We start from the raw sequence: 19842 nt of genomic DNA, 5'->3' as shown, positions 1-19842 counted from the left end.
CTCAGAGGAACGGATTCAGGTGGAGCGCGACCTTGGCCTCCCGCAGGTTGTGCTGGACCCTTCGGATGAAGTGGATGAACAGGTACGCCCAGGCGGCGAAGGTGACGACGCTGATGACGAGCTGGACCGTCTTGCTGACGCCGATCACCATCCAGAGCGCCGTCAGGAGGAAGGCCACGAACGACAGCGGGACGAACCACTTCCAGCAGAGGTTCATCATCTGGTCGATGCGGACGCGCGGCAGCGTCCAGCGGATCCAGATGACCACGAAGACGAGCGCCCAGCTCTTCAGCAGGAAGAGGAAGACGCCGACGAGCTGGAGCCCGAAGCTCGCCTCCTGCTGGGCCGGCGAGACGCCGGGGATCTGCCAGCCCCCGAGGAAGAGCGCGCTCGCGATGCCGCACATCACGAAGACGTTCGCCCACTCGGCGAAGAAGAAGAAGAGGTACCGCATGCCGGAGTACTCGGTCGAGTAGCCGGCCACGAGCTCGCTCTCCGCCTCGGGCAGGTCGAACGGCGCGCGGTTGCCCTCCGCGAGCGCCGTCGTGAAATACAGGAAGAACAGCGCGAACGTGATCGGGTTGCGGAAGACGAACCAGTGCCAGGGCCAGCCGCCCACGTCGAGGAGCGAGGGCCCGGCGCCGCCCTGCGCGCCGATGATGTCCTGGAGCCGCAGCGAGCCCGTCATCATCACGATGCACACGATCGCGACCGCGCCGGGGATCTCGTAGCTGATGATCTGGGCCGCCGATCGGATCCCGCCGAGGAGCGACCACTTGTTGTTCGACGCCCAGCCGCCGGTCATGAGGCCGATGGTGACCAGCGACGTCACGGCGATGACGAAGAGGATCCCGATGTCGAGGTCGGCCGCGATGAGGTACTGGCCGAACGGCATGACGACGAACGTGGCCGACACGCCGACGAACACGAGGTAGGGCGCGAGCCGGAACAGCGCCTTGTCGCTCTCGGCCGGGATGACGTCCTCCTTCATGATCGACTTGATCCCGTCGGCGACCCACACGAGAAAGCCCTGCGGCCCCGCGCGGTTCGGCCCGATGCGGGACTGCATGCGCGCAGAGACGCGCCGCTCGACCCAGGTGATGATCCCCGCGGTCGGCGCCATGAAGAGCAGGATGATCGCGGCGGCCACGCCGAGGACGATCCCGGCGCCGAGCAGATCGGTCGGGGCGCTCGCCTGGAACCCCTCCGTCGAGAGCTCGATCTCGGACGGGGTCGCTCCGCCGCCCCGCCGGATCCCGACCGCGGAGCGCCGCTCGTGGCCGCTCGGGATCACGTCGGCCTTCGAGAGGACCTTCACGCCCTCGAAGCGCGTGATCACGTCGCCGGGCTGGAGCCCCGCCTGGCCCGCAGGGCTCCCGTCGCGCACGCCCGTCACGACGAGCCCGCCGGCGGGCGGCGCCTCGGCCGCGACCTCGACGCCGAAGAACGCGAGCGCGCGCGCCCCCTCCTTCACGCGCGCCTCGATGACGGCGCGGCGCGGGGTCGGCGGGAGGAAGTCCATCGTGACGCCCCTCACCGTGCCGTTCACGGGGAGCGCGCCCTGCGCGGTCGCGGGGATCTCGACGACGACGTCGCCGTGGAAGGTCGTGTGCACCGCGTCGTCGCCGCGGCCGGCGAAGCGGGACTGCAGGCCCTCGGAGAAGACCAGCGAGATCTTCGTGCTGCTGACCTGCGCGCCCTCGATCTCGATGCTCTGGCCGGTGAGCGGCGCCTGGCCGGGGCGGCGGAGGGTGCCGCGGAACGTGACGACCGCCTCCTTCGCCTCGGCGGTGGGCAGGTTGGTCCCGAGGATCTCGATGCGGTCGCCGAGGTCGACCTCGCGCGGCACGACGTCGACGACGCTCAGGAGCTCGGGCGCCGTCCTGCTCTCGGCGCAGCCGGCCGCGCCGAGCAGCGCGAGGAGGGCCAGGAGGCACGGCAAGAAGCCTCGAGAGAGAGCTCTCCAGGGTGGAGATCCGCGCATGGCGCCGCTTATAAACCGCGCCGCTCGCGTGGTCGAGAATGCGGAGAAAAGCGCTCGCGCCGTCTACCCACCGGCTGACCTACCCGCCTTCGTGCCGGCCCTCGTGCGCGCCCCGGACGGGGAGGAAGTAACGGCTGCCGTCGAGCTCGTTCACGCCCACGTAGAGCTCCGCCTCGAACACGTCCTTGAGCCGGCGGTAGGTCATCACCTCCTCGACGGTGCCGTGGGCGACCAGCCGCCCGGCCTTGAGGAGCGCCACGCGGTCGGCGTACTGGGCGGCCGCGTTGAGGTCGTGCAGCACCGCGACGCAGGCGAGGCGCCGCTCGGCCACCTCCCTGCGCACGACCTCGTGGACCTCGATCGAGTGGCGGATGTCGAGGTGCGCCCCGGGCTCGTCGAGGATCAGCACCTGCGCCTCCTGCGCGAGCGCGCGGGCGATGGCCACCCGCTTCTGCTCGCCGCCGGAGAGCTCGGCCACCGGCCTCCCCGCGAGCCCCACGAGATCGCAGGCGTCGAGGGCGCGGGCGACCGCCTCCTCGTCCCGGCCGGCGGCGAGCATCCACGCGCCCTGGTGGGGCGCGCGGCCCATCATGACGACCTCGCGCACCGTGAAGCCGGGCGCCGAGGCGATCCCCTGCGGCACGACCGCCACGCGCCGCGCGATCGCCCGCCGGTCCATGCCGGCGAGCGGCCTCCCCAGCAGGGTCGCCTCGCCCCGCGCCGGCCGCAGGGCCCCCGAGAGGACCCGGACCAGCGTCGATTTTCCCGCGCCGTTCGGCCCCAGGACGGCGCAGAGCTCGCCCGCGCGCACCTCCAGGCTGATCCCCTCCAGCGCCAGCCTCCCGGTGGGATAGCTCGCGGCCACGTCACGCAGATCGATCGCCGGCCCCTGCACGCGGTCTCTTTTGTCGAATGATTCGAGTGATATCGAGTGATCTTCCCTTGCGCGAGGTTTCTCGCGGTGGTCCAATCGACTCGAGGCGTAGAGGAGATGGAAACGGCGAAGGAGACTCTGGGAGGCGGCGAGGTACCGCGTCGCGTTATTAAGCGCTACTCCAATCGGAAGCTCTACGACACGAAGGACAGTCGTTACGTCACCCTGCAGCAGATAGGGGAGATGGTCCGGGCTGGCGAAGAGGTCCAGATCATCGACAACGCGACCAAGGAGGACAAGACCGAGGTCACGCTGGCGCTGATCATCTCGGAGGATCTCAAATCGCAGCCGCGCTCGGTACCGCTCGGCACGCTGAGAGATCTGATCCAGGAGCGCGGCGAGCGGCTGCTCTCGCAGCTGCGCGAGGGCCCGATCGGCCGGCTCATCCCCGGCGCGGTCCCGGGCGAGGGCGGCGTGGCGGCGCCTGGAACGGCGCCCGCCCCGGGGACGGAGCAGGCGACGCCCGTGTCGCCATCGTCCCATCCGCCCCCGCCGCTCGACACGGACAGGTCGAGCCACGCGAAGGGGCGCCTGAGCGGGATCGTCGAGAGCTCGAAGCAGACGCTCGATCAGTGGCAGCAGGCCGTCGACGAGCGCATCCGCGCCATCCTCCCGGGCCTCGGGCTGGTCCGCGATCTCCAGGCCGATGTCAAGCGCCTGTCGCAGCGCATTGACGAGCTGGAGGCCAAGCTCCAGGGACGCTCTGGTGAACCCATCGAGGACGCGGCTCCGCTCCAGGCGGGCTCCGGCGCGGACGAACCCGCGGTCGAGGGTTCGGGGGGCGAGAGCAGGCTGGAATAGCCCTGGGCGCTCCTCTGTTCCCCCGAGCGAGCCCATGCCGTTCTTCTTCAGCAAGAAACCTGCGTCCGTAGCGCAGGACCTGTCGTTGGCCAGCGCCGACGGTGGCCGCGCCGACGCCTTCGAGATCGAGCTGCTGGGTCATCTGGACACGCTCTATGGCGTGAGCTGCCGGATGACGAAGAGCTCGACGGAGGCGGAGGATCTGGTCCAGGACACCATCGTCAAGGCGATGCGCGCCCGGGGTCAGTTCGAGCCGGGCACCAACCTCAAGGCCTGGCTGCTTCGGATCCTGACGAACACGTTCATCAACCGGTACCGTCGCGGGGGCCTCGAGCGAGGTATCTTCGACGGCCCCGACGCCGAGCCGCTCACCGATGCGTGGGTCGGCGCGACGACGATGCGCGCGATGCGCGATCCGGAGACCCAGGCGCTCACGCCGCTCGTGGAGGCGGAGGTGCAGCGCGCCCTCGACGCGCTGCCCGAGGAGTTCCGGCTGGCCGTGGTGCTGTCGGACATCGAGGAGCTCTCCTACAAGGAGATCGCCGAGGCGATGGGCTGCCCGATCGGCACGGTGATGTCGCGCCTGCACAGGGGCCGCAAGCTCCTCCAGAAGACGCTGCGCGAGCACGCGGTCCTGATGGGCATCGTCAGCGAAGACGCCGCGAAGGACGCGCCCGCCGACCTGGACGCGTACCGCAAGCGGAAGCGGGGTGCCGCATGAGCGCTGCGAAATCGATCGAGAGCTGTTCGCGGTTCGACTACGCGCTGTCCGCCTACGTCGACGGCGAGCTGGATCCGGATCACGCCGTCGATCTCGAGTCCCACCTCGTCCAGTGCCCTCCGTGCTTCGAGCAGGTGAGGCTCCTGCGCTCGCTGCGGGCGAGCCTGAAGCGGGCGCGGCCGTCGGGGTCGGGGTGCCCGGACGCGCTGCGGGCGCGCGTCGCCGCGGCGGTGGCGCACGAGCAGGCGCGCGACGCGGCGCAGTCGGTCGAGGCGAGGCCGCGCCTCGTGCACAAGGGGTACGCGATCGCGCTCGCCGCGGCGGCGGGCGTCGTCTTCATCGTGGGCGTGGCGCGGCGGCCGGACGCGCCGGCGGACGCCGCGAAGGCGAGCCCCTCGAGGGCGGCGGTCGATCTCGCGGGCGCGGAGAGCGTCGAGGTCCTGCTCGACGATCTCGTCACCCAGCACGCGCAGCCGCTGCCTCCGGAGACGACCAACCCGGAGGACCTCCCGCGCTTCGATCCGTTCGTCGGCGTCCCGGTCCGCAGGCCGCAGTTCCAGTCGATTCCGGCGAACTTCATGGGCGCCCGCGTGCACACGATGCGCGATCGGCGCGCCGCGCTGCTCCAGTTCGTGGTGCGGGGCAACCACCGCGTGACGGTCTACCTGTTCAACTCGCGCGCGGTCCCGGTGCAGAAGGCGCAGCCGATCCTGCAGCCTCGCGTCGTGCGCGAGCGCCCCGTCTACGTGGGCAACATCAACGGCTACTCGGTCGCGGCCGCCGAGCGCAGCGGCGTCGGCTACGCGCTCGCCTCGGATCTCGGCGACGACCTCAGCACGCAGCTCGTCCTCGCTGCGATGCAGTGAGCGCGCCGGCGCTCGCTCCATGGCGGGCGCCGTCCTCTCCCCTCCCTCGATCACCTTTCCGACCAACCCCTACCGCGAGAGACCGCATGCGCTTCGTCTTCGTCATGGATCCGCTGAGCCGCGTGACGCACGACAAGGACACGTCGTTCGCCTTCATCCGAGCGGCGCAGGCGCGCGGCCACGAGAGCTACCACTGCTTGCCGCGCGACCTCTCGATCGACGGCGGCGAGGCGCACGCCTCGGCCTCGCCGCTGCACATCGGCGACGCGCCCCCGTTCATCTCGCTCGCGGCGGGCCCCGAGCGGCTCCGGCTCGCGGACGTGGACGCCATCTTCATCCGCAAGGACCCGCCGTTCGATCGCAGCTACCTGTACGCGACGCTGATCCTGGAGCGCGCGCGGCGCTGCCCGCTCATCGTGAACGACCCCCGCGGGCTGCGCGACGCCAACGAGAAGCTCTACGCGCTGAACTTCCCCGAGTGGACGCCGAGGACGCTGGTGACCGCCGACCGCGAGCAGATCCACGCGTTCGTGCGCGCCCTCGGCGGAACGGCGGTGATCAAGCCGCTCGACGGCGCGGGCGGCCTCGGCGTGCTGCAGATCAGCGAGCGCGACAAGAACGCGCGCGCCATCGCGGACATGATGACGAGCGAGGGGCAGCGCCTCGCCATGGTCCAGGAGTACCTGCCCGCCGTCGTCCACGGCGACAAGCGCGTCCTCTTGCTCGACGGCGAGCCGCTCGGCGCCATCCTCCGGGTGCCCCGCGACGACGATCACCGCTCGAACATCCACGTCGGCGGGCGCGTCGTCTCGACGGAGCTCTCGCCGCGCGAGCTCGATCTCGTCCGCGCTGTCGCGCCTCGCCTCCGCGCCGACGGCCTCTTCTTCGTGGGCCTCGACGTCATCGGCGAGCGCCTGACCGAGGTGAACGTCACGAGCCCGACGGGCATCCAGGAGCTCGGGCGCTTCACCGGCGAGGATCCGGCGGCGAGGGTGATCGCCTGGGCCGAGGAGCGGGCGCGCGGCCGGTCCGCGCGCGCGTGAGCCACCTGGCTCCGGAAAGTTGGCCCGGAGCGCCCGCCTCTGCGAAGGCTCCCCCATGGGCGAGTCATTCGAGCGGTGTGCCGTGTGCAGCGACGGCGAGCAGGGCGATCGGGAGGGCGGCGCGCCCGGGGATCCTCGCGCGAGGACGCGGATGGCGCGCGTGGTCATCCAGGGGCGCTCGCTGAGCCTGTGCCGGACGCACGCGGCGACCGTGGCCGCCGCCATGCCGGAGACGTTCGAGGAGATGCGCGCGCTGTTCGTGGGGCTCCAGCGCAGCGCGCAGCCGGCGCAGCGCGATCCGTCCGTCGAGCGCCGCTCCCCGATCGCGCGCCGCAGCCCCGAGGATCGGCGCGTCTTCCCCCCGCGGCCGGAGGGCCGGCGGATCGGTGGAGGACGCCGCGCCTCGGATCCGGGCGAGTGATCGCGACGGCGCCCTCTTGGCGCGCGCCGGAGCCCACCTCGCGCACGCCGGAGCCCACCTCGCGCGCGCCGGAGCCCACCTCGCGCCGCTCTCCGGAGCGATACCCGCGCTCCGCGCGGAGCGCCGCATGCCGCCGGGTGCGCGCGGCGCATGGTAAGTTCTCGCCATGAGGCCCCGCCGGCGCGTCGTCATCGGGATCGGGTCGAGCCTGGGCGATCGCCTGGCGACCCTCCGCGCCGCCATCGCAGCGCTCGGCGCGGATCCCGATCTCGACGTCATCCGCGAGTCGTCGCGCTACGAGTCGCCGCCCGCAGGCGGCCCTCCGCAAGGCGACTACGTGAACGCCGCGGTGCTCATCGCCACGTCGCTGCCCGCGCGCCAGATCCTCGAGCGCACCCTCGCCGTGGAGCGCTCGCTCGGGCGGACGCGCCCCGATCCTGTGCGATGGGGGCCGCGCACGATCGATCTGGACCTGCTCTGGATCGAGGGCGAGGCCGTCGCAGAGCCGGATCTCGAGGTGCCTCACCCGCGGCTCTGCGGCCGTGTGTTCGCGCTCAGGCCGCTGCTCGACGTCGCCCCCGACGCGCGCGACCCTCGCACGGCCGTCGCCTACGCCGCGCTCCCCGAGGCGAGCGCGCCGATTCGCAAGCTCGATCCGAGCTGATCTGCGCCGCGGCGGCGCGCGGGCGCGGCGCTCAGCGCGAGCGCGGCGGGCCGGAAGCGGCGCGGGCTCGGAGGCCGGCGCTGCCGCCGGCGTACGACGCTGCGCTGCCGATCGTGACCACCACGACCAGGAGCAGCGCCCACCCCAGCGCGCCCGCCGGCGCGCCCTCGGCGAGGGCGAGCGCCCAGGCGAGCGCCGCGACGACGGCGCCGCTCGCGGCGGCCTCGCGCCGCCCGGCGCGCCCGCCGAACCGCCCCACGAGGTAGCCGCCGGCGACCCCGGCGAGCGCGAACGCGATCGCGTTGAGCCCCACCATCGCGAGCCGCACCGAGCCCTCTGCCCCGGCGTCCCCCGTCCGCTCGATCATCTTGCGCAGCAGCGTGTTGACGAGGCCCGCGAGCGGCAGCCACGCGATGAAGATCGCCACCGTCCCGAGCGCGATCCAGTGCCACGGCGGCCGGTCCTCGCCCTCGTCGTCGCCGCTGCTCTGCAGCACGGGGAGCTTGCGCTTCTCCGGCGCTGCCGCGCCGCCGCCGGGAGGCGCCGCGCCGCCGCCGACGACCGGGAGGCGTCGCTTCGGCGCGTCCCCCATGACGTCAGCTGGGCTTCGAGGTCGGGGGCGGCGCGGCGGCAGGAGCCTTCCGCCAGAACTTCCGCGCTTCGTCCTGCTGGCGGACCAGCCGCCGCTGCTCCTGGATCAGGCCGCCATAAGCGCGAGGCACCCGCGGATCCTTCGCGAGCGCGTACAGGACCTGGAGCGCCGCCTCGGCGTCGTCCGTCGCGCGGTGCGCCTTCTCGAGCGAGATCCCGAGCCGAGCGGCCATGTCGCCGAGGGCGCGGCTCTCCTCGTTCTTGTAGAGCTCGCGGGCGAACGTGAGCGGATCGACCCAGTCGACCTCGCGCCGCATGGCGGGCGGCGGCTCTTGCGGGCGCATGCCCACGCGCTCGAGCTCGGCGAGCAGGAACGAGCGGTCGAAGGTGGCGTTGTACGCCGCGGGGATCGCCCCCTTGAAGCAGGCGAGGATCTCCTCCGCGACCTCGGCGAACGACGGCTTGCCCTCGACGTCCGCGTCCTTGATGCCGTGGATGGCGGTGCTCTCCGCGGGGATGGGCCGCCCCGGGTGGATGAGCCAGTTGTAACGCGTCAGGATCTCCCCGGCGCGGCCGATGACGATGCCGAGCTCGATGATCCTGTCACCCGCCGGATCGCGCCCCGTGGTCTCGACGTCGACGAAGGCGATGGGCTGCTCGATCCAGGCGCTGCCCGCGTCGATCTCCGACGCGACGCCGACGGCGCGCACCTTGAGGAGGTGCGCGATCCCAGGGTAGTGCCGGCCCGTCGGGAAGCAGCCGCACGGGTCGGCGACCTTCACGGCGTCCTCGGCTTGGCGGGCTGGGCGGGTGCAGCCGAGGTCGCGGGGCGCGCCGCGCCGCCCGCCGGCGCGCTGGTGCCGGCAGCGGGCGTCGCGCTGGCCGCAGCTGTCGCGCTGGCCGCGGGCGTCGCGCTGGCCGCGGGGATCGCGCTGCCGGAGGGCGGCGCGTCGCCTGCCTTCGGGGGCGCAGGCCGCGGCGTCTTGCCGAGGAGCTCCAGATCGAGCTTGACCCACGCCTCGAGATCCTCGCCGGGGTTCGTGAGGAGCTGGAGGTTGACCTCGCGGCCGTTGATGAAGATGAGGGGCGTCCCCTCGAGCCCGACCCCGTCGGCCTGCAGCTTGTCCTTGTCGATGCGCGCCTTGGTGTCGGTCGAGACGAGATCGGCGCGGAACTTCACCATGTCGAGCTTGAGCCGCTGCGCGTAACGCTCGAGGTCGGCCTGCTCCAGCTTGTCCTGGTTCTCGAAGAGGAGGTGGTGCATCTCCCAGAACTTGCCCTGGTTGAGCGCGGCGGTCGCCGCGCGCGCGGCGGGCTCGCCGTGGACGTGCGCCGAGAGCGGGTAGAACTTGAAGACGAGGCGCACCTGCCCGTCGAAGCGCTTCACGAGCCCCTCGAGCAGCGGCGCCATGAGCCTGCAGAACGGGCACTCGAAGTCGGCCCACTCGACGATCGTGATCGGCGCGTCGGGCGGCCCCATCTCCGGCGAGCCGTCGGTGGCGAGCGTCTTCACCTTGTTCGCGTCGAAGCGCATGTGGAACGCGTCCTCGCGCTCCTTCTTCGACCGGCCGTCCTTGACCTGACCGAGCAGGAGCTGCGCGGCGGGGAGGCACGCCTTGCACGCGCGCTGCTCCTTCACGCACTGCGCGATGCTCACGGGCGTATCCGGGCAAGGGGAGAGGAGCTCGGAGACCTGTGCCCCCCACTCCCGGCGCTCGCGGGGTGTCAGCGAGGAGGTGTCCACGCCCGGCAGCGAGACCGTTACCTCCGGGCTCGCGGCCGGCTTGGGCTCGTTCGAGCTCGGGTTCCCAGGACAGCCCGTGGCGCCGATCGCGAGCAACGGCAACGCGAGGAGCGGCGGCATCCAGCGCAGGAATGACATCGCGGCGCGAGCTTAGTCGGACCCCTTGCGAGATGCTAGCGCGGGTGTAGCGTCAAGAGGTGCGGAGCGTCCTCTACCGCTTCCCGGATCTGCAGCAGTTCGAGCAAATCGTGTGCGATCCGGAGGAGCGTGACCTCGAGCTCGGGTTGCCCGCGGGGGAGGCCGTGGCCGACGGCGAGTGGGTGCTCGCCATCTTCGAGCTGGGCGAAAACCGCCGCGCGACTTCGGCCGCGGCGTGCGCGTCGGTCTCACCGGAGGGGGCGCGGCTCACGTTCGAGCCGCGCGACTGGCATCGCCTGGCCCACTTCGCGCGGACGGAGGCTCCCCGCCCCGGATCCGTGCCCGACACCGACGCCGCGGCGCTCCTCCGCGCCGCGGACGGGGCCGGCGCCGCGCCAGCCGGCGTCCAGGGCGCCGGCCCGGCGGGCCGGGCGCCGCCGCCCCCTGCGCCGCCTCGGCTGAAAGGCAAAGGCTCACGGGTCCTCGTTGTCGACGACGATCCCCACATCCGCGAGCTGCTGTCGGCGATGCTCGAGGCGGTCGAGCTCACCGTCGTCGCCGTCGCCAGCGCGGAAGAGGCGCTGGCGCGGGTCCGCGGCGCGCCGTTTCACCTCGTCGTCCTCGACTGGAACCTCCCGAAGATGACCGGCATCGACCTGTGCCGGACGCTGCGGCAGGAGCCCGGGCTCCGCGATCTTCCGGTCCTCTTCCTGACGGCGCACGCCTCCTCGCAGGACATGGTCGAGGCCTTCGCCAGCGGCGCCGACGACTACATGGTGAAGCCCTTCCGCGCCCCCGAGCTCGGGGCTCGCATCTTCAGCCTGCTCCGCCGGACGCGGCGCTTCACCTCCTGAGGCCCCTCGCCGCGGCGTCCGCCGCGACGCGGGCTCGCGCTCGGTCACCGCACGCAGACTCCGCGCTCGGTCACCGCACGCAGATTCCGCGCTCAGAAGGCGACATCGACGTTGAGGTTGAGCACGCCGATGTTCTGCGTGTAGTGCCCGCCGGAGTCGGGAGCCCTCGAGTTGGGGTGCAGGCCCGCGGTGATGCTGTCCCCCGCGGTGTCGCGGTCGACGTAGAACAGCTGGGTATACGACGCGGCGAGGTGCAGCTGCTCCGCGACATGGAAGCGCCCGCCCAGGGAGAACGAGACGTCGTGGAAATCGACGCCCGATGGATCCAGGGTCTCGTCGGGAACTGAGTTGGAGTCGTACCCGAGGCCGCCGAAGAACTCGATCGCGGGCCGTGGCCAGTGGCTCCAGCCCACGCGCACGCCGAACGTGTCGTTCCAGCGGCGGGCGATGTTCTGGACCACGCGGGCCCCCTCTCCGGCGAAGCCGTCGCGGTCGATCGCGCACGCAGCGCCGACCTGGGTGAGGCACTGGTTTTCCATCGAGCTCCACCGCGTCCAGTCGCCGAAGAGCCGCACCTCGAAGCGCTCCGCCGGGACGAAGCGGGCGCCGAGCCTCACGATGTCCGGCAGGCCCTGGTGCAGCTCCACGTCGCTCGGGGAGCCCGACACGCCGCTGAAGCGGTTGGTGAGCGTGCCCTCGAGCGACTCTCCCCCCGTGACGTTCGGCCGCGACTGGTACGACGCGCCGATCCAGAGCTGCTCCGGCACCGCCTCGACCAGCGCGCCGACGCCGAAGCTCGCGTGGAAGCCGCTCACCTCGAGCAGCGAGCGCCCCTCGGTCGCAAGGAGGTTGTCGCCGGAGGCGTTGCGGGCGCGCACGGTGTTCACCTGGGTCCGAATCAGGTTGCCCGAGACGCCGAGGCTGAGGCGGAGCGACGGGATCTTGTAGGCGGCGGCGAGGGTGAAGAACATCGCCTGGAGCGAAGACTCGATGGAGTGCCAGCGCTGCACGCCGTCCACCGGCCCGGCGAGCTCGCGATTTCCCTCGAACGCCGCGTTCGTGTCCCAGGACGCGGCGCCGCCGAAGGGCACATAGACGCCGGCGCCCAGCGCCAGGTCGCCGAGTTTGGCCGACGCTCCGAGCATCGGCGCGGCAGCCACGTTGAACAGGGTCGCCTTCCCCGTGTTCGCCTGCGGCACCGTCACGTCATCGGTCGCCGCCGCCGCGTGCGTGTAGGACGCGGAGCGCAGCGCGATGGTTCCGTCCAGGAACAGGTGAATCCCCTCGCTCTCGGCGAGGCCTGCGGGGTTGTAGTAGACCGCGGTCGGATTGCTCGTGATCGGGTTGCCGTGCTCGCCGCCAAACCGCGCGGTCGCGAACCCACCGGCGAGCGCGGATCCGGTCCAGGCGAGACCGCCGAGGAGGCCGACGGAGATCGCGAAACAGGGGCGGTTGATGGACATATCCGGTGTTCTCGATTCTGAGGGCGGAGGAATGCGGCGCCTGCGGCGGACCCTGCATGGTAGGGTTGCAACTCCTGCCACGTCGGGGAATGTTCTACCCGCTCAAGTCAAATGTCACCTTTCGAACGGTGTCAAATGCTTTTCTCCCGCACCATCTGGACAACGCTCGCCTCAGCTGCCCTCACCTCCACCGCGCTCCTCATCGGCTGCGCCGACCCGGAAGGCAGATACGATGACTTCGAAGCTCGCGATACAACGATCCGCGAAGACCAGAGCAGCGGCGGCGAGGGTGGTGGTGGTGGTGGTGGCAGCGACGGAAATGGCGGCGCTGGTGGCGGCGGGGACAACTGCCTGCTGCCGGAAGCGGGCGCCGTCGACGGCGATTTCCTCTTCAGCCTCTCGGCCTATCTCAACCCGCGGGCCCCTATCCTCTTCGTGGCCAGCCTGACCACCGAGGCCAGCGACGGCGGCCTGAGCTTCTCGCTCACCTTCCAGCCGCTCACGGCCGCCGATCGGAGGACGCCCACGGGCGAGCCGTTCGATGTGGGTCCCTTCGAGCTGTCCGCCGATGGGAAGTTCACCGCGCAGCTGCCCACGCTCATCGTGCCGGGCGACGCCAACCCCATCTCCGGCAGCGAGCTCGAGGCCACCATCACGCTCACCGGCTCCCTCTGCGCGCCAGCCGACTTCATCTGTGGCGTTGTCACCGGCAGCGCGGCGAGGCCGATCCCCCTGAATCTCAAGGGCTCTACCTTTGCCATGGAGCGAATCGCCGATCCGAGCAGCTACCCGGCGCCGGTGATCAACTGCAAGAAAGACCCGGCGAACCCGCTCCCGTGAGCGCCCGGTCGGGTCACGCCACGGCCTCCGCCGCGGCGGCGCCTTCGAGCTCGATCAGCGAGATCTCGGACGGCGCGCCGACGCGCATCGGCGGCCCCCAGTAGCCCGTGCCGCGGCTCACGTAGATCTGGCTGTCGCCGTGCGAGGACAGCCCGGCCACGTAGGGCTGGTCGAGCCGCACGAAGAAGTTCCACGGGAAGATCTGACCACCGTGGGTGTGGCCGCTGAGCTGCAGGCCCACGCCCCGCTCCGCGGCCTCCAGGATCTGCTTGGGCTGGTGCGCGAGCAGCACGAGCTCCCGGGAAGGGTCCCGCCCCGCGAGCGCGCGCGCGAGGTCGGGGCCATGGCCGCGGCCCATGCCGCGGGAGCTCCAGTCGTCCACGCCGGCCAGGTCGAAGCCGTGCTCGCCGTCGCCGATCGAGACGCGCTCGTTGCGCAGCACCGTCACGCCGAGCCGGCGGAGCTCCGCGATCCACGCCTCGGCGCCGGAGTAGTACTCATGGTTGCCCGTCACGAAGAAGACCCCGTGCTTGGCGCGCAGATCGGCGAGCGGCGCGGTGTGCTCGCGGAGCTCTTCCACGGAGCCGTCGACGAGATCGCCCGTGATGGCGACGAGATCCGGCTCGAGCGCGTTCACGCGCGCGACGACGCGCTCGAGCCACGCCCGGCCGATCGTCGGGCCGATGTGGAGGTCGGTCAGCTGAACCACGCGAAAGCCCGACATGGCCGCGGGGAGGCGGCGGAGGCGGACGCGCACCGGGCGGACGGCGACCTCGCCGAGGGCGCTCGCGGCGCCGGCGACGCCGAAGCCCATGGCGAGCGCTCCGGCCGCGCCCGCGAGGGCGCGCGAGAGGAAGGTGCGGCGCTCGCCGTCGAGCGGCTGGTTCAGGAGCGCGGTGAGGCCGTGGGCGCCGAGGCGGACGAGCTCGGAGGTGAGCAGGAGGAAGAAGAGCAGGACGGCGAGCCCGACCCACGTGTAGACGACGCCGGCCACGACGCCGGCGATGTGCCGGGGCAGCGCGCGGGTGAGCAGGAGGCCGAGGGGCACCAGCGACGCGAGCACCACCAGGGCCACGCTGCCGACGCGGTGCCAGAGCGGGCCGAGCTCGGGCGCGCGGATCAGGCGCTGCCAGAGGTAGTAGTGGACGCCCGCCACGATGGCGCTGAAGACAGCGATGAAGATGACGAAGGAGAGGAGAGGCCGCTGCACGCGTCCAGCATGACCACGGCGGCGCGCGCCCGCCGCTCCGATCCGCGCGGAGCCGGGCTCTACAACATTTCTTAACGGAGCGACGCGGCGGACGGCGGCTACGACGTGCTGACACACACGCCGAACCCGGCGGGGTAGATCGCGCTGCCGCCCTGGCACTTGGCGCCTGCGCCGCAGTCCTGCGCCCTGCTGTCGATCCGGCAGAGCTGCTTGCACTGGTTCGTCAGCATCGAGCACACGAAGCCGGGCGCGCACGGGCATTGCTCGCCGGTCCGCCCCTCGCCGGGGACCACGCAGCTCGTCGTCCCATCCTCGCGGACGATCGTGCAGGTGAGGCCCGTCGGGCACACGCTGTCGTTCAAGAGCTCGCAGTTCATCGCGGGAACGCAGACCGGGATCGGGACCGGAGCGCTCGCCTCGACGACCGACTCGGCCATCGGTCGCTCGTCGCAGTACGTCCCAGCCGCGCAGCTCTCGACGTGACCGCAGCAGTACTGCCGGCACACGCCGCCCTCGCCGTCGGCAGCCACGCACCCCAGGCCAGCCGCGCAATCGGCGCCGCTGTGACAAGGGCCTCCTGCCTCGAAGCGGCCCGCCGGACGGCAGCTCGGGATCGCATCGCCGTCGTCGAGCACGAGCTGACAGTGCAGCGTCTGCGCGGCAGGGAGCCCCGTCCCCGTCCCCGTCCCCGCATCGCCGTCCGACGAGCACTCGGTCGGCTCGCCGCCTGGGGTGCAGCCATCGCCGCACAGGTAAGCGAAGCGGGTGTAGGGATCCTGCGCCTCCGGAGCCGCCGGGATGTTGACGTCCTCGCTCACGACGCCACCGCCGCTGCCGCTGCTGGTACCGCTGGCGCTGCCGCTCCCAGGCGGAGGGCCGCCGCCCGTTTGGGTCGACTCGCTCTCGCCCCCCCCACCCGCGAACAGCCCGCCGCCGTCTTCGTACCCACCCGCCGCATCGAAGTCGCCCATCGAGCACGCGCAAATCGCGAAAATCCAGGTCGCAACGAGGCCAGAAAGCAGACGGGCGTGGTGTGAGCTCATTCCAGGACTACCAGAAAAGCACAAGCGGAATGAGCGTATCATGTCGCCTCCTGCATTCACAGAATGTGCCCATTCGGTGTGTCGTCGCCAGGGCGCCGAGCGCAACCTGGGTGGGGGCGCCACCCTGCGCGGCGCGGACACGGGTGCGCCTCGCCTGCGGGCGCCCCTGGCGCAAGCATGACGCCCATGTCGCGCCGAGCGCCGGGCCTCGCGCGACGGTGTGTGACGGCGCCTACCGCGCCTCGATGTCGCGGGTGACCACGTTGCCCGCGCTGTCATAGGCGCGAACCGCGATCAGGTGCGCGCCAGGCGGCACGATCGCGCCGAGATCCGCTTCGAACGGCTCGACGGCCTCGTCGAAGACGCCGTCGCTCGGGAAGATGGGCCGCCACTCGTCCAGGCCCGCGATCGAGACCTCGATGCGCGCGACAGGGCCGAGGCCGTCCGCGACCTCGCCCGTGAGCCGGCGCCCCTGCAGCGCGAGCGCCCGGAACAGCGGCGGCGTGTTGTCGACAAGGACGGTGCCCGACTCGAGGCTGTGGCGCAGCGTGCGCTCGGGCGGGTTCGCCAGCTCGTCGCTCGCCTCGACGAGGATGCGGTACTCGCCTTCGGGAAGCGCGGTCGTGTCCCATACGTGCTCGGCGCGCGTCACCTTCTCGCCCGGCTTCAGCAGGCTGCGCCAGGTCGACTGCCCCTCCATCCGGTAGGAGAGGCGGTAGCGGAGGTCGTCCTGGTCTGGATTGTCGACCTTCCATGTCAGCTGGAGCGCGCTCACGGGCTTCGGCGCCTCCCCGCCCGAGGGCGGGAGGCTCGAGCGAGAGGGCTTGGTCTGCCCCTTCGGCGCGGCCTCGATCGACGTGACCACGGCGCGCGCGTTGTCGGTGACGAACGAGAGCTTCACCTCGCGGAGCACCGCGCCCGGATCGCGGCGCCAGCGCGCGCGGATCTGCGCGAAGCGCGCCGGCGGGCTCTTCGCGTCGCCCGGCGCGGCGAGCGCTGTGGACCACGGGCTCCAGGTGCCGTCCGGCGCGTCGGTGTTTCCGCTCCGGGTCTCGAGCTCCAGCGCGCCGTCGGAGCGCCACGCCAGGCGCCCGAAACTGGCCCGCAGCCCGGCGTCGAGCACCTTGCTCGTCCACACCGCGTCCGGGCCGCCGACGCCCTTCACCTCGTGGAAGACCGCGGGATCGGTGGTCGCGACGAACCTGCGCTTCCCGGCCATCATGAAGGCGCCGACCTGGCGCTCGTCGGTGTCGGCGACGAGCCGCGCGACGTGGTTGTCGCTCACGGTGTAGAGCTGGCCTTCCGCGCCCGTCCCGACGTACGGCGCCAGGTCGTCGCCGAGGCCGAGCGAGACGTAGTGGGTGTCGTCGTCGCTCATCATCTTCTCGGCGACGCCGCTCCGATCGAAGCGCATGAGCACGCCCTTGCCGGGCTTCTGCGCGCGCGCCGGCTGCGGCGACGGCGGCCCGCTCCGGTTGCGCTTCGGGGGGGCGAACGCCTCGGCGTACTTGTTGGCGATCGCGTAGATCGCGCCGCCCTTCGCGCCCGGCGCGACGGCGATGGCCTTCACGTCGTCGGCGTCGAAGTCGTAGAGCACGGTCGCGCGCCCGGGCGCCGTGAGCTTGTAGAGGAGCGCCTTGCCGTTCGAGCCGGCGTAGACGGCGCCGTCGTCCCCGACGGCGACGCTCACGAGGTGCGGCTCGTCGCTGTCGAAGTACACCTGCGCCTTGCCCGCGGCGTCGACGCGGAAGAGCTTCCCGTCGGAGCCGGTCGCCGCGTAGAGCGCCTTCGCCCTGGGATCGTACGCGAGGCCCCACACGTCTTCGGTGTCGGGGAGCTCGGCGAAGACCTTCGCCGGGCCGCCGTTGCCCGCGCCGCGCGGCAGGCGGAAGAGCTTGCCCTCGGGGAAGGTCCCCGCGATGACGTCGCCGCCTTCCGCCAGCGCGAGCGCGCTGACCGCCATCTGCCCGGTCGTGGCCACGAGCGCGACCCGGCCGCCCGAGACGCTGTAGATCTTGCCCTCGTTGCCCGTGCCGAGCAGCACCGTCCCGTCCGGCAGCACCACGGAGCTCCAGATGGACGTCGCGTCCGGCAGCGGCGTCGCGCCGAGCGTCAGCCCGGCGCGCACGGCGCCGTTCGAGTCCACGCTGACGCCGGTGAGATCCCCGCCCTTCAGGTCCTCGAGCGATCGGAGCTCGAAGCTGCGCGTGCCCACCGCGTGGGCCGGCAGCGCCACGAGCCCCGCGGCGGCGACGGCGGCGGCGAGGAGCCTGCGGGGAGAGGGGATGGTGCGGCGAGGGTGAGGCGATCGGGAATGGGCAGAAGAGCGCTCTGTGCTCATGGGTCGCAAGATGGAGGGGGTCAGGGAGAGGGGGGTCAGGGAAGAGAGGGAGGCGGGAAACCGGCGGGCTCAGCGGAGGATAGGCCGGACCGTGACGCTCACGGAGTCTTTCCCGACCAGGAACCGCTTGAGGGACACCGGCACCTGCACCTGCGCGCCGAAGGTCTCGGGCGCGTCGGACGCGGAGCTCGGGCGCAGCGTGTCCATCGCGCCCGGGGGGAGCCGCGACGCGACCTTGCCGCGGTACGCCGCGCCGTTCTCCCGGAGCCGGAACGTCGCGACGACGCTCTCCGCGTCGTGGGTCTGGTTCGGCAGCATCGCCACGAGCTCGGCGACGTTGTTCGGGGTCGCCATCGGGCGCTCCACCTCGTAGCCGGGCGCGAGATCGATGTCCACCTGGCTGCCGGCGAGCTCGCGCGGCACCGGCACCTCGATGACGCGCGACTCGATGGGGCCCTGATGAGGCTGGAGATCCAGGCGGATCCGCGCGGGCGCGCCCGCCTCGATCTCCGGCTCGAGCACCTTCGCGCCGCGCAGCAGGACGACCTCGCGGTCGAAGGTGACCTTCACGCGGGTGTCGACGCGCTCGATCGAGACGTCCTCCCAGGGGTTGTTGAGCAGGGCGCCCATCGCCCGGACGAGCCGGCTGCGGACGAAATCGTCGCTGCTGAGCGGGGTGCCGTTGCCGGCGCCGAAGTCGACGAGCGAGATGGTGCCGTAGCGCCCGATCTTCACCTGGCTCACCGCGCGCCAGGTCATGTCCCGCCGCTCGGCCGTCGTCGCCTCGACGGCGTTGCCGACGGCCATCGAGACGAAGGCGGGCGCGAGGAACTGATCGTGCGCGACCTCGACGTTCCACGTCGGGTGCGGCGCGCCCTCCACGCCGTCGATCTGGACGCGCATCGGGAAGACCGGCGCCTTCGCCGAGCTGTCGACGACGATCGCGGCCTGCCGATCGTTCACCAGCGTGCCCAGGGGCCGCACCGCCTCGCCGATCTTGAAGCTCCGGTTCTGGCTCGCCAGGATCCAGTGGACGCGCGCGATCGCGGCGGGGAGGTTCGTGACGCCGCCGTTCATCATCGGGTGGCCGAACGCGACCAGCTTGTCGCCCGACACGCGCGTGACCGTGCCGATGCCCATCGCGGAGATGTCGCCGCGCACGAGCTCGACGCCGATCGCCCCCCCGTCGACGTACTTGGTCGGCGCGCCAGGCTCCGGGTTCGCGGACGAGCCTCCGCCAGCCTGCATCGGATCGAGCCCCATGGGGCCGAGCAGATCGCTCGCGATGCGCAGCGACGTCCCGCCGAGCCCGCCGAGCATCACCGGCGTCGAGGCGCGCGCGAGGCCCGTCGACTCGGGCGGGGCGAGCGACGACGCGACGCGCGCGGCGATCTGGCCGGCGTGGCCGGCGAGATCGTAGGCGTCGACGGCCCCCAAAAAGCCGCGGCTCCCGTGCAGGCGGGCCGGCGCGGCGGCGCGCGGCGGCGGCGTCGCACCACCGGCGCGGCTCACCGGGGCGGGCAGCGGGCCGCCGACCTTCGGGGCGATCCCGCGCGGGAGCGGGCGCGCGAGCTCGTCGAGCATCGACTTGATCGGGGTGACGCCGGCGATCGCCTCCGCGCCGAAGAGCCAGCCGTACGCGTAGGCGCCGATCATCTTGCCGTTCAGGTAGATCGGGCTGCCGCTCATCCCCGCCACGGTGCGGGCGACCTCGAGGCGCGGGTGCTGCGTCTTGATGAGGATGAGATCCTGGTTCGGCCGGAAGTTGCGGAGCGTCGAGATGACCTCGACGTCGAACTTCTCGGGCGTGGTGCCGGAGAAGACGGTCAGGCCGTATCCCTTCATCCCCGGCTTCACCTCGGAGATCGGCAACGTGTCGGGCGGGGCGGAGATCGCCTGAGCCGCGCCGACGCCGACGGCGACGCTGCACGCCGCGCCGGCGAGCAGGCTCAGGGGGATGAGGCGGCCGTCGCGGTCGACGAGGGCGCGGGCGGCGCCGGCGATCGCCCTCGCGCCGCGGGTCGCGAGCGGGGCGGCGCGCGCGGTGAGGAAGGAATCCGGACGAAAACACGGCATGTTGCGCAGAGGCACGGCCCAAGCTTAGCCCGGATTTGGTAGCGCGACAGAGCGGGGGCCAGAGGCGCGCCGGGAGGTCGCCGCGCCACCCGGGGTCGCCGTTTTCCA

The 19842-nt window shown here is 72.0% G+C and carries 18 protein-coding genes; 8 read left to right on the top strand and 10 right to left on the bottom strand.

All coding sequences use genetic code 11. The annotated features are described in order from the left end of the window. Position 1: 1 nt before the first annotated feature. Positions 2-1942 (bottom strand): NADH-quinone oxidoreductase subunit NuoH, encoded by a 1941-nt coding sequence (gene nuoH / locus POL72_RS41860; RefSeq protein ID WP_272102465.1) that lies wholly within the window; start codon positions 1940-1942, stop codon positions 2-4. Between the two features lie 121 nt (positions 1943-2063). Further along, positions 2064-2879, bottom strand: coding sequence for an ABC transporter ATP-binding protein (locus tag POL72_RS41855; protein ID WP_272102464.1), 816 nt, complete (start codon positions 2877-2879; stop codon positions 2064-2066). Positions 2880-2975: 96 nt separating this feature from the next. Here POL72_RS41855 and POL72_RS41850 point away from each other — a divergent pair, with 96 nt between their 5' ends. The 6 genes from POL72_RS41850 to folK all read left to right on the top strand — a co-directional run bounded on the left by POL72_RS41850 (position 2976) and on the right by folK (position 7434). Continuing rightward, positions 2976-3719, top strand: coding sequence for a polyhydroxyalkanoate synthesis regulator DNA-binding domain-containing protein (locus tag POL72_RS41850; RefSeq protein ID WP_272102463.1), 744 nt, complete (start codon positions 2976-2978; stop codon positions 3717-3719). Positions 3720-3753: 34 nt separating this feature from the next. Next, positions 3754-4440: a sigma-70 family RNA polymerase sigma factor gene (locus POL72_RS41845; RefSeq protein ID WP_272102462.1), complete on the top strand. Its 687-nt coding sequence runs from the start codon at positions 3754-3756 to the stop codon at positions 4438-4440. After that, positions 4437-5306 (top strand): anti-sigma factor family protein, encoded by an 870-nt coding sequence (locus tag POL72_RS41840; protein WP_272102461.1) that lies wholly within the window; start codon positions 4437-4439, stop codon positions 5304-5306. Before POL72_RS41845 ends, POL72_RS41840 begins: the two co-directional genes overlap by 4 nt. An 86-nt stretch (positions 5307-5392) precedes the next feature. Further along, on the top strand, positions 5393-6349 hold the full coding sequence (gene gshB, locus POL72_RS41835) for a glutathione synthase (RefSeq protein WP_272102460.1): 957 nt from the start codon (positions 5393-5395) through the stop codon (positions 6347-6349). A gap of 55 nt (positions 6350-6404) precedes the next feature. Beyond that, positions 6405-6770 (top strand): hypothetical protein, encoded by a 366-nt coding sequence (locus POL72_RS41830; RefSeq protein WP_272102459.1) that lies wholly within the window; start codon positions 6405-6407, stop codon positions 6768-6770. A gap of 166 nt (positions 6771-6936) precedes the next feature. After that, the gene (gene folK / locus POL72_RS41825) at positions 6937-7434 is read left to right on the top strand and encodes a 2-amino-4-hydroxy-6-hydroxymethyldihydropteridine diphosphokinase (RefSeq protein WP_272102458.1); all 498 of its coding nucleotides are present in this window, start codon (positions 6937-6939) and stop codon (positions 7432-7434) included. 31 nt (positions 7435-7465) lie between these two features. Here the strand turns inward: folK and POL72_RS41820 are convergent, their stop codons facing one another. Genes POL72_RS41820 through POL72_RS41810 form a run of 3 tightly spaced genes read right to left on the bottom strand, consistent with a single transcriptional unit; the run spans position 7466 to position 9907 of the window. Then, a complete protein-coding gene (locus POL72_RS41820) occupies positions 7466-8026 on the bottom strand; it encodes a hypothetical protein (RefSeq protein WP_272102457.1) in 561 nt (186 codons plus the stop codon). A gap of 4 nt (positions 8027-8030) precedes the next feature. Beyond that, positions 8031-8807, bottom strand: a complete 777-nt coding sequence (locus POL72_RS41815) for a 3'-5' exonuclease (protein WP_272102456.1) — start codon at positions 8805-8807, stop codon at positions 8031-8033. After that, entirely contained in the window at positions 8804-9907 is a 1104-nt protein-coding gene (locus tag POL72_RS41810; protein WP_272102455.1) for a DsbA family protein, read from the bottom strand. Before POL72_RS41810 ends, POL72_RS41815 begins: the two co-directional genes overlap by 4 nt. Before the next feature lie 59 nt (positions 9908-9966). On the opposite strand from POL72_RS41810, the gene POL72_RS41805 reads away from it, so the two are divergent. Continuing rightward, the gene (locus POL72_RS41805; RefSeq protein ID WP_272102454.1) at positions 9967-10761 is read left to right on the top strand and encodes a response regulator transcription factor; all 795 of its coding nucleotides are present in this window, start codon (positions 9967-9969) and stop codon (positions 10759-10761) included. A gap of 92 nt (positions 10762-10853) precedes the next feature. On the opposite strand, the gene POL72_RS41800 is transcribed toward POL72_RS41805, so the two are convergent. Then, a complete protein-coding gene (locus POL72_RS41800) occupies positions 10854-12224 on the bottom strand; it encodes an OmpP1/FadL family transporter (protein ID WP_272102453.1) in 1371 nt (456 codons plus the stop codon). 135 nt (positions 12225-12359) lie between these two features. Between POL72_RS41800 and POL72_RS41795 the strand changes: the two genes are divergently transcribed. Continuing rightward, a complete protein-coding gene (locus tag POL72_RS41795; protein ID WP_272102452.1) occupies positions 12360-13064 on the top strand; it encodes a hypothetical protein in 705 nt (234 codons plus the stop codon). 13 nt (positions 13065-13077) lie between these two features. Here POL72_RS41795 and POL72_RS51445 read toward each other — a convergent pair whose 3' ends face one another. The 4 genes from POL72_RS51445 to POL72_RS41775 form a co-directional block, all read right to left on the bottom strand. Next, positions 13078-14274 (bottom strand): metallophosphoesterase, encoded by a 1197-nt coding sequence (locus tag POL72_RS51445; protein WP_272102451.1) that lies wholly within the window; start codon positions 14272-14274, stop codon positions 13078-13080. A 98-nt stretch (positions 14275-14372) separates the two neighbouring features. Next, positions 14373-15245 (bottom strand): hypothetical protein, encoded by an 873-nt coding sequence (locus POL72_RS41785; protein WP_272102450.1) that lies wholly within the window; start codon positions 15243-15245, stop codon positions 14373-14375. Positions 15246-15549: 304 nt separating this feature from the next. After that, the gene (locus POL72_RS41780) at positions 15550-17658 is read right to left on the bottom strand and encodes a hypothetical protein (RefSeq protein ID WP_272102449.1); all 2109 of its coding nucleotides are present in this window, start codon (positions 17656-17658) and stop codon (positions 15550-15552) included. A 69-nt stretch (positions 17659-17727) separates the two neighbouring features. Continuing rightward, positions 17728-19734 (bottom strand): SpoIVB peptidase S55 domain-containing protein, encoded by a 2007-nt coding sequence (locus POL72_RS41775; RefSeq protein ID WP_272102448.1) that lies wholly within the window; start codon positions 19732-19734, stop codon positions 17728-17730. Positions 19735-19842: the final 108 nt, after the last annotated feature.

This window comes from Sorangium aterium, assembly GCF_028368935.1.
GTDB lineage: Bacteria > Myxococcota_A > Polyangia > Polyangiales > Polyangiaceae > Sorangium > Sorangium atrum.
This window is presented reverse-complemented; position numbering and strand designations above follow the sequence as displayed.

Bases quoted from the DNA above. Each gene is read 5' to 3' on its own strand.
- POL72_RS41840 (WP_272102461.1), top strand. From the start codon at position 4,437: ATGAGCGCTGCGAAATCGATCGAGAGCTGTTCGCGGTTCGACTACGCG.
- POL72_RS41800 (WP_272102453.1), bottom strand. From the start codon at position 12,224: ATGTCCATCAACCGCCCCTGTTTCGCGATCTCCGTCGGCCTCCTCGGC.
- gshB (WP_272102460.1), top strand. From the start codon at position 5,393: ATGCGCTTCGTCTTCGTCATGGATCCGCTGAGCCGCGTGACGCACGAC.
- POL72_RS41795 (WP_272102452.1), top strand. From the start codon at position 12,360: ATGCTTTTCTCCCGCACCATCTGGACAACGCTCGCCTCAGCTGCCCTC.
- POL72_RS41820 (WP_272102457.1), bottom strand. From the start codon at position 8,026: ATGGGGGACGCGCCGAAGCGACGCCTCCCGGTCGTCGGCGGCGGCGCG.
- POL72_RS41780 (WP_272102449.1), bottom strand. From the start codon at position 17,658: ATGAGCACAGAGCGCTCTTCTGCCCATTCCCGATCGCCTCACCCTCGC.
- POL72_RS41775 (WP_272102448.1), bottom strand. From the start codon at position 19,734: ATGCCGTGTTTTCGTCCGGATTCCTTCCTCACCGCGCGCGCCGCCCCG.
- POL72_RS41830 (WP_272102459.1), top strand. From the start codon at position 6,405: ATGGGCGAGTCATTCGAGCGGTGTGCCGTGTGCAGCGACGGCGAGCAG.
- POL72_RS41785 (WP_272102450.1), bottom strand. From the start codon at position 15,245: ATGGGCGACTTCGATGCGGCGGGTGGGTACGAAGACGGCGGCGGGCTG.
- POL72_RS41810 (WP_272102455.1), bottom strand. From the start codon at position 9,907: ATGTCATTCCTGCGCTGGATGCCGCCGCTCCTCGCGTTGCCGTTGCTC.
- folK (WP_272102458.1), top strand. From the start codon at position 6,937: ATGAGGCCCCGCCGGCGCGTCGTCATCGGGATCGGGTCGAGCCTGGGC.
- POL72_RS41850 (WP_272102463.1), top strand. From the start codon at position 2,976: ATGGAAACGGCGAAGGAGACTCTGGGAGGCGGCGAGGTACCGCGTCGC.
- POL72_RS41845 (WP_272102462.1), top strand. From the start codon at position 3,754: ATGCCGTTCTTCTTCAGCAAGAAACCTGCGTCCGTAGCGCAGGACCTG.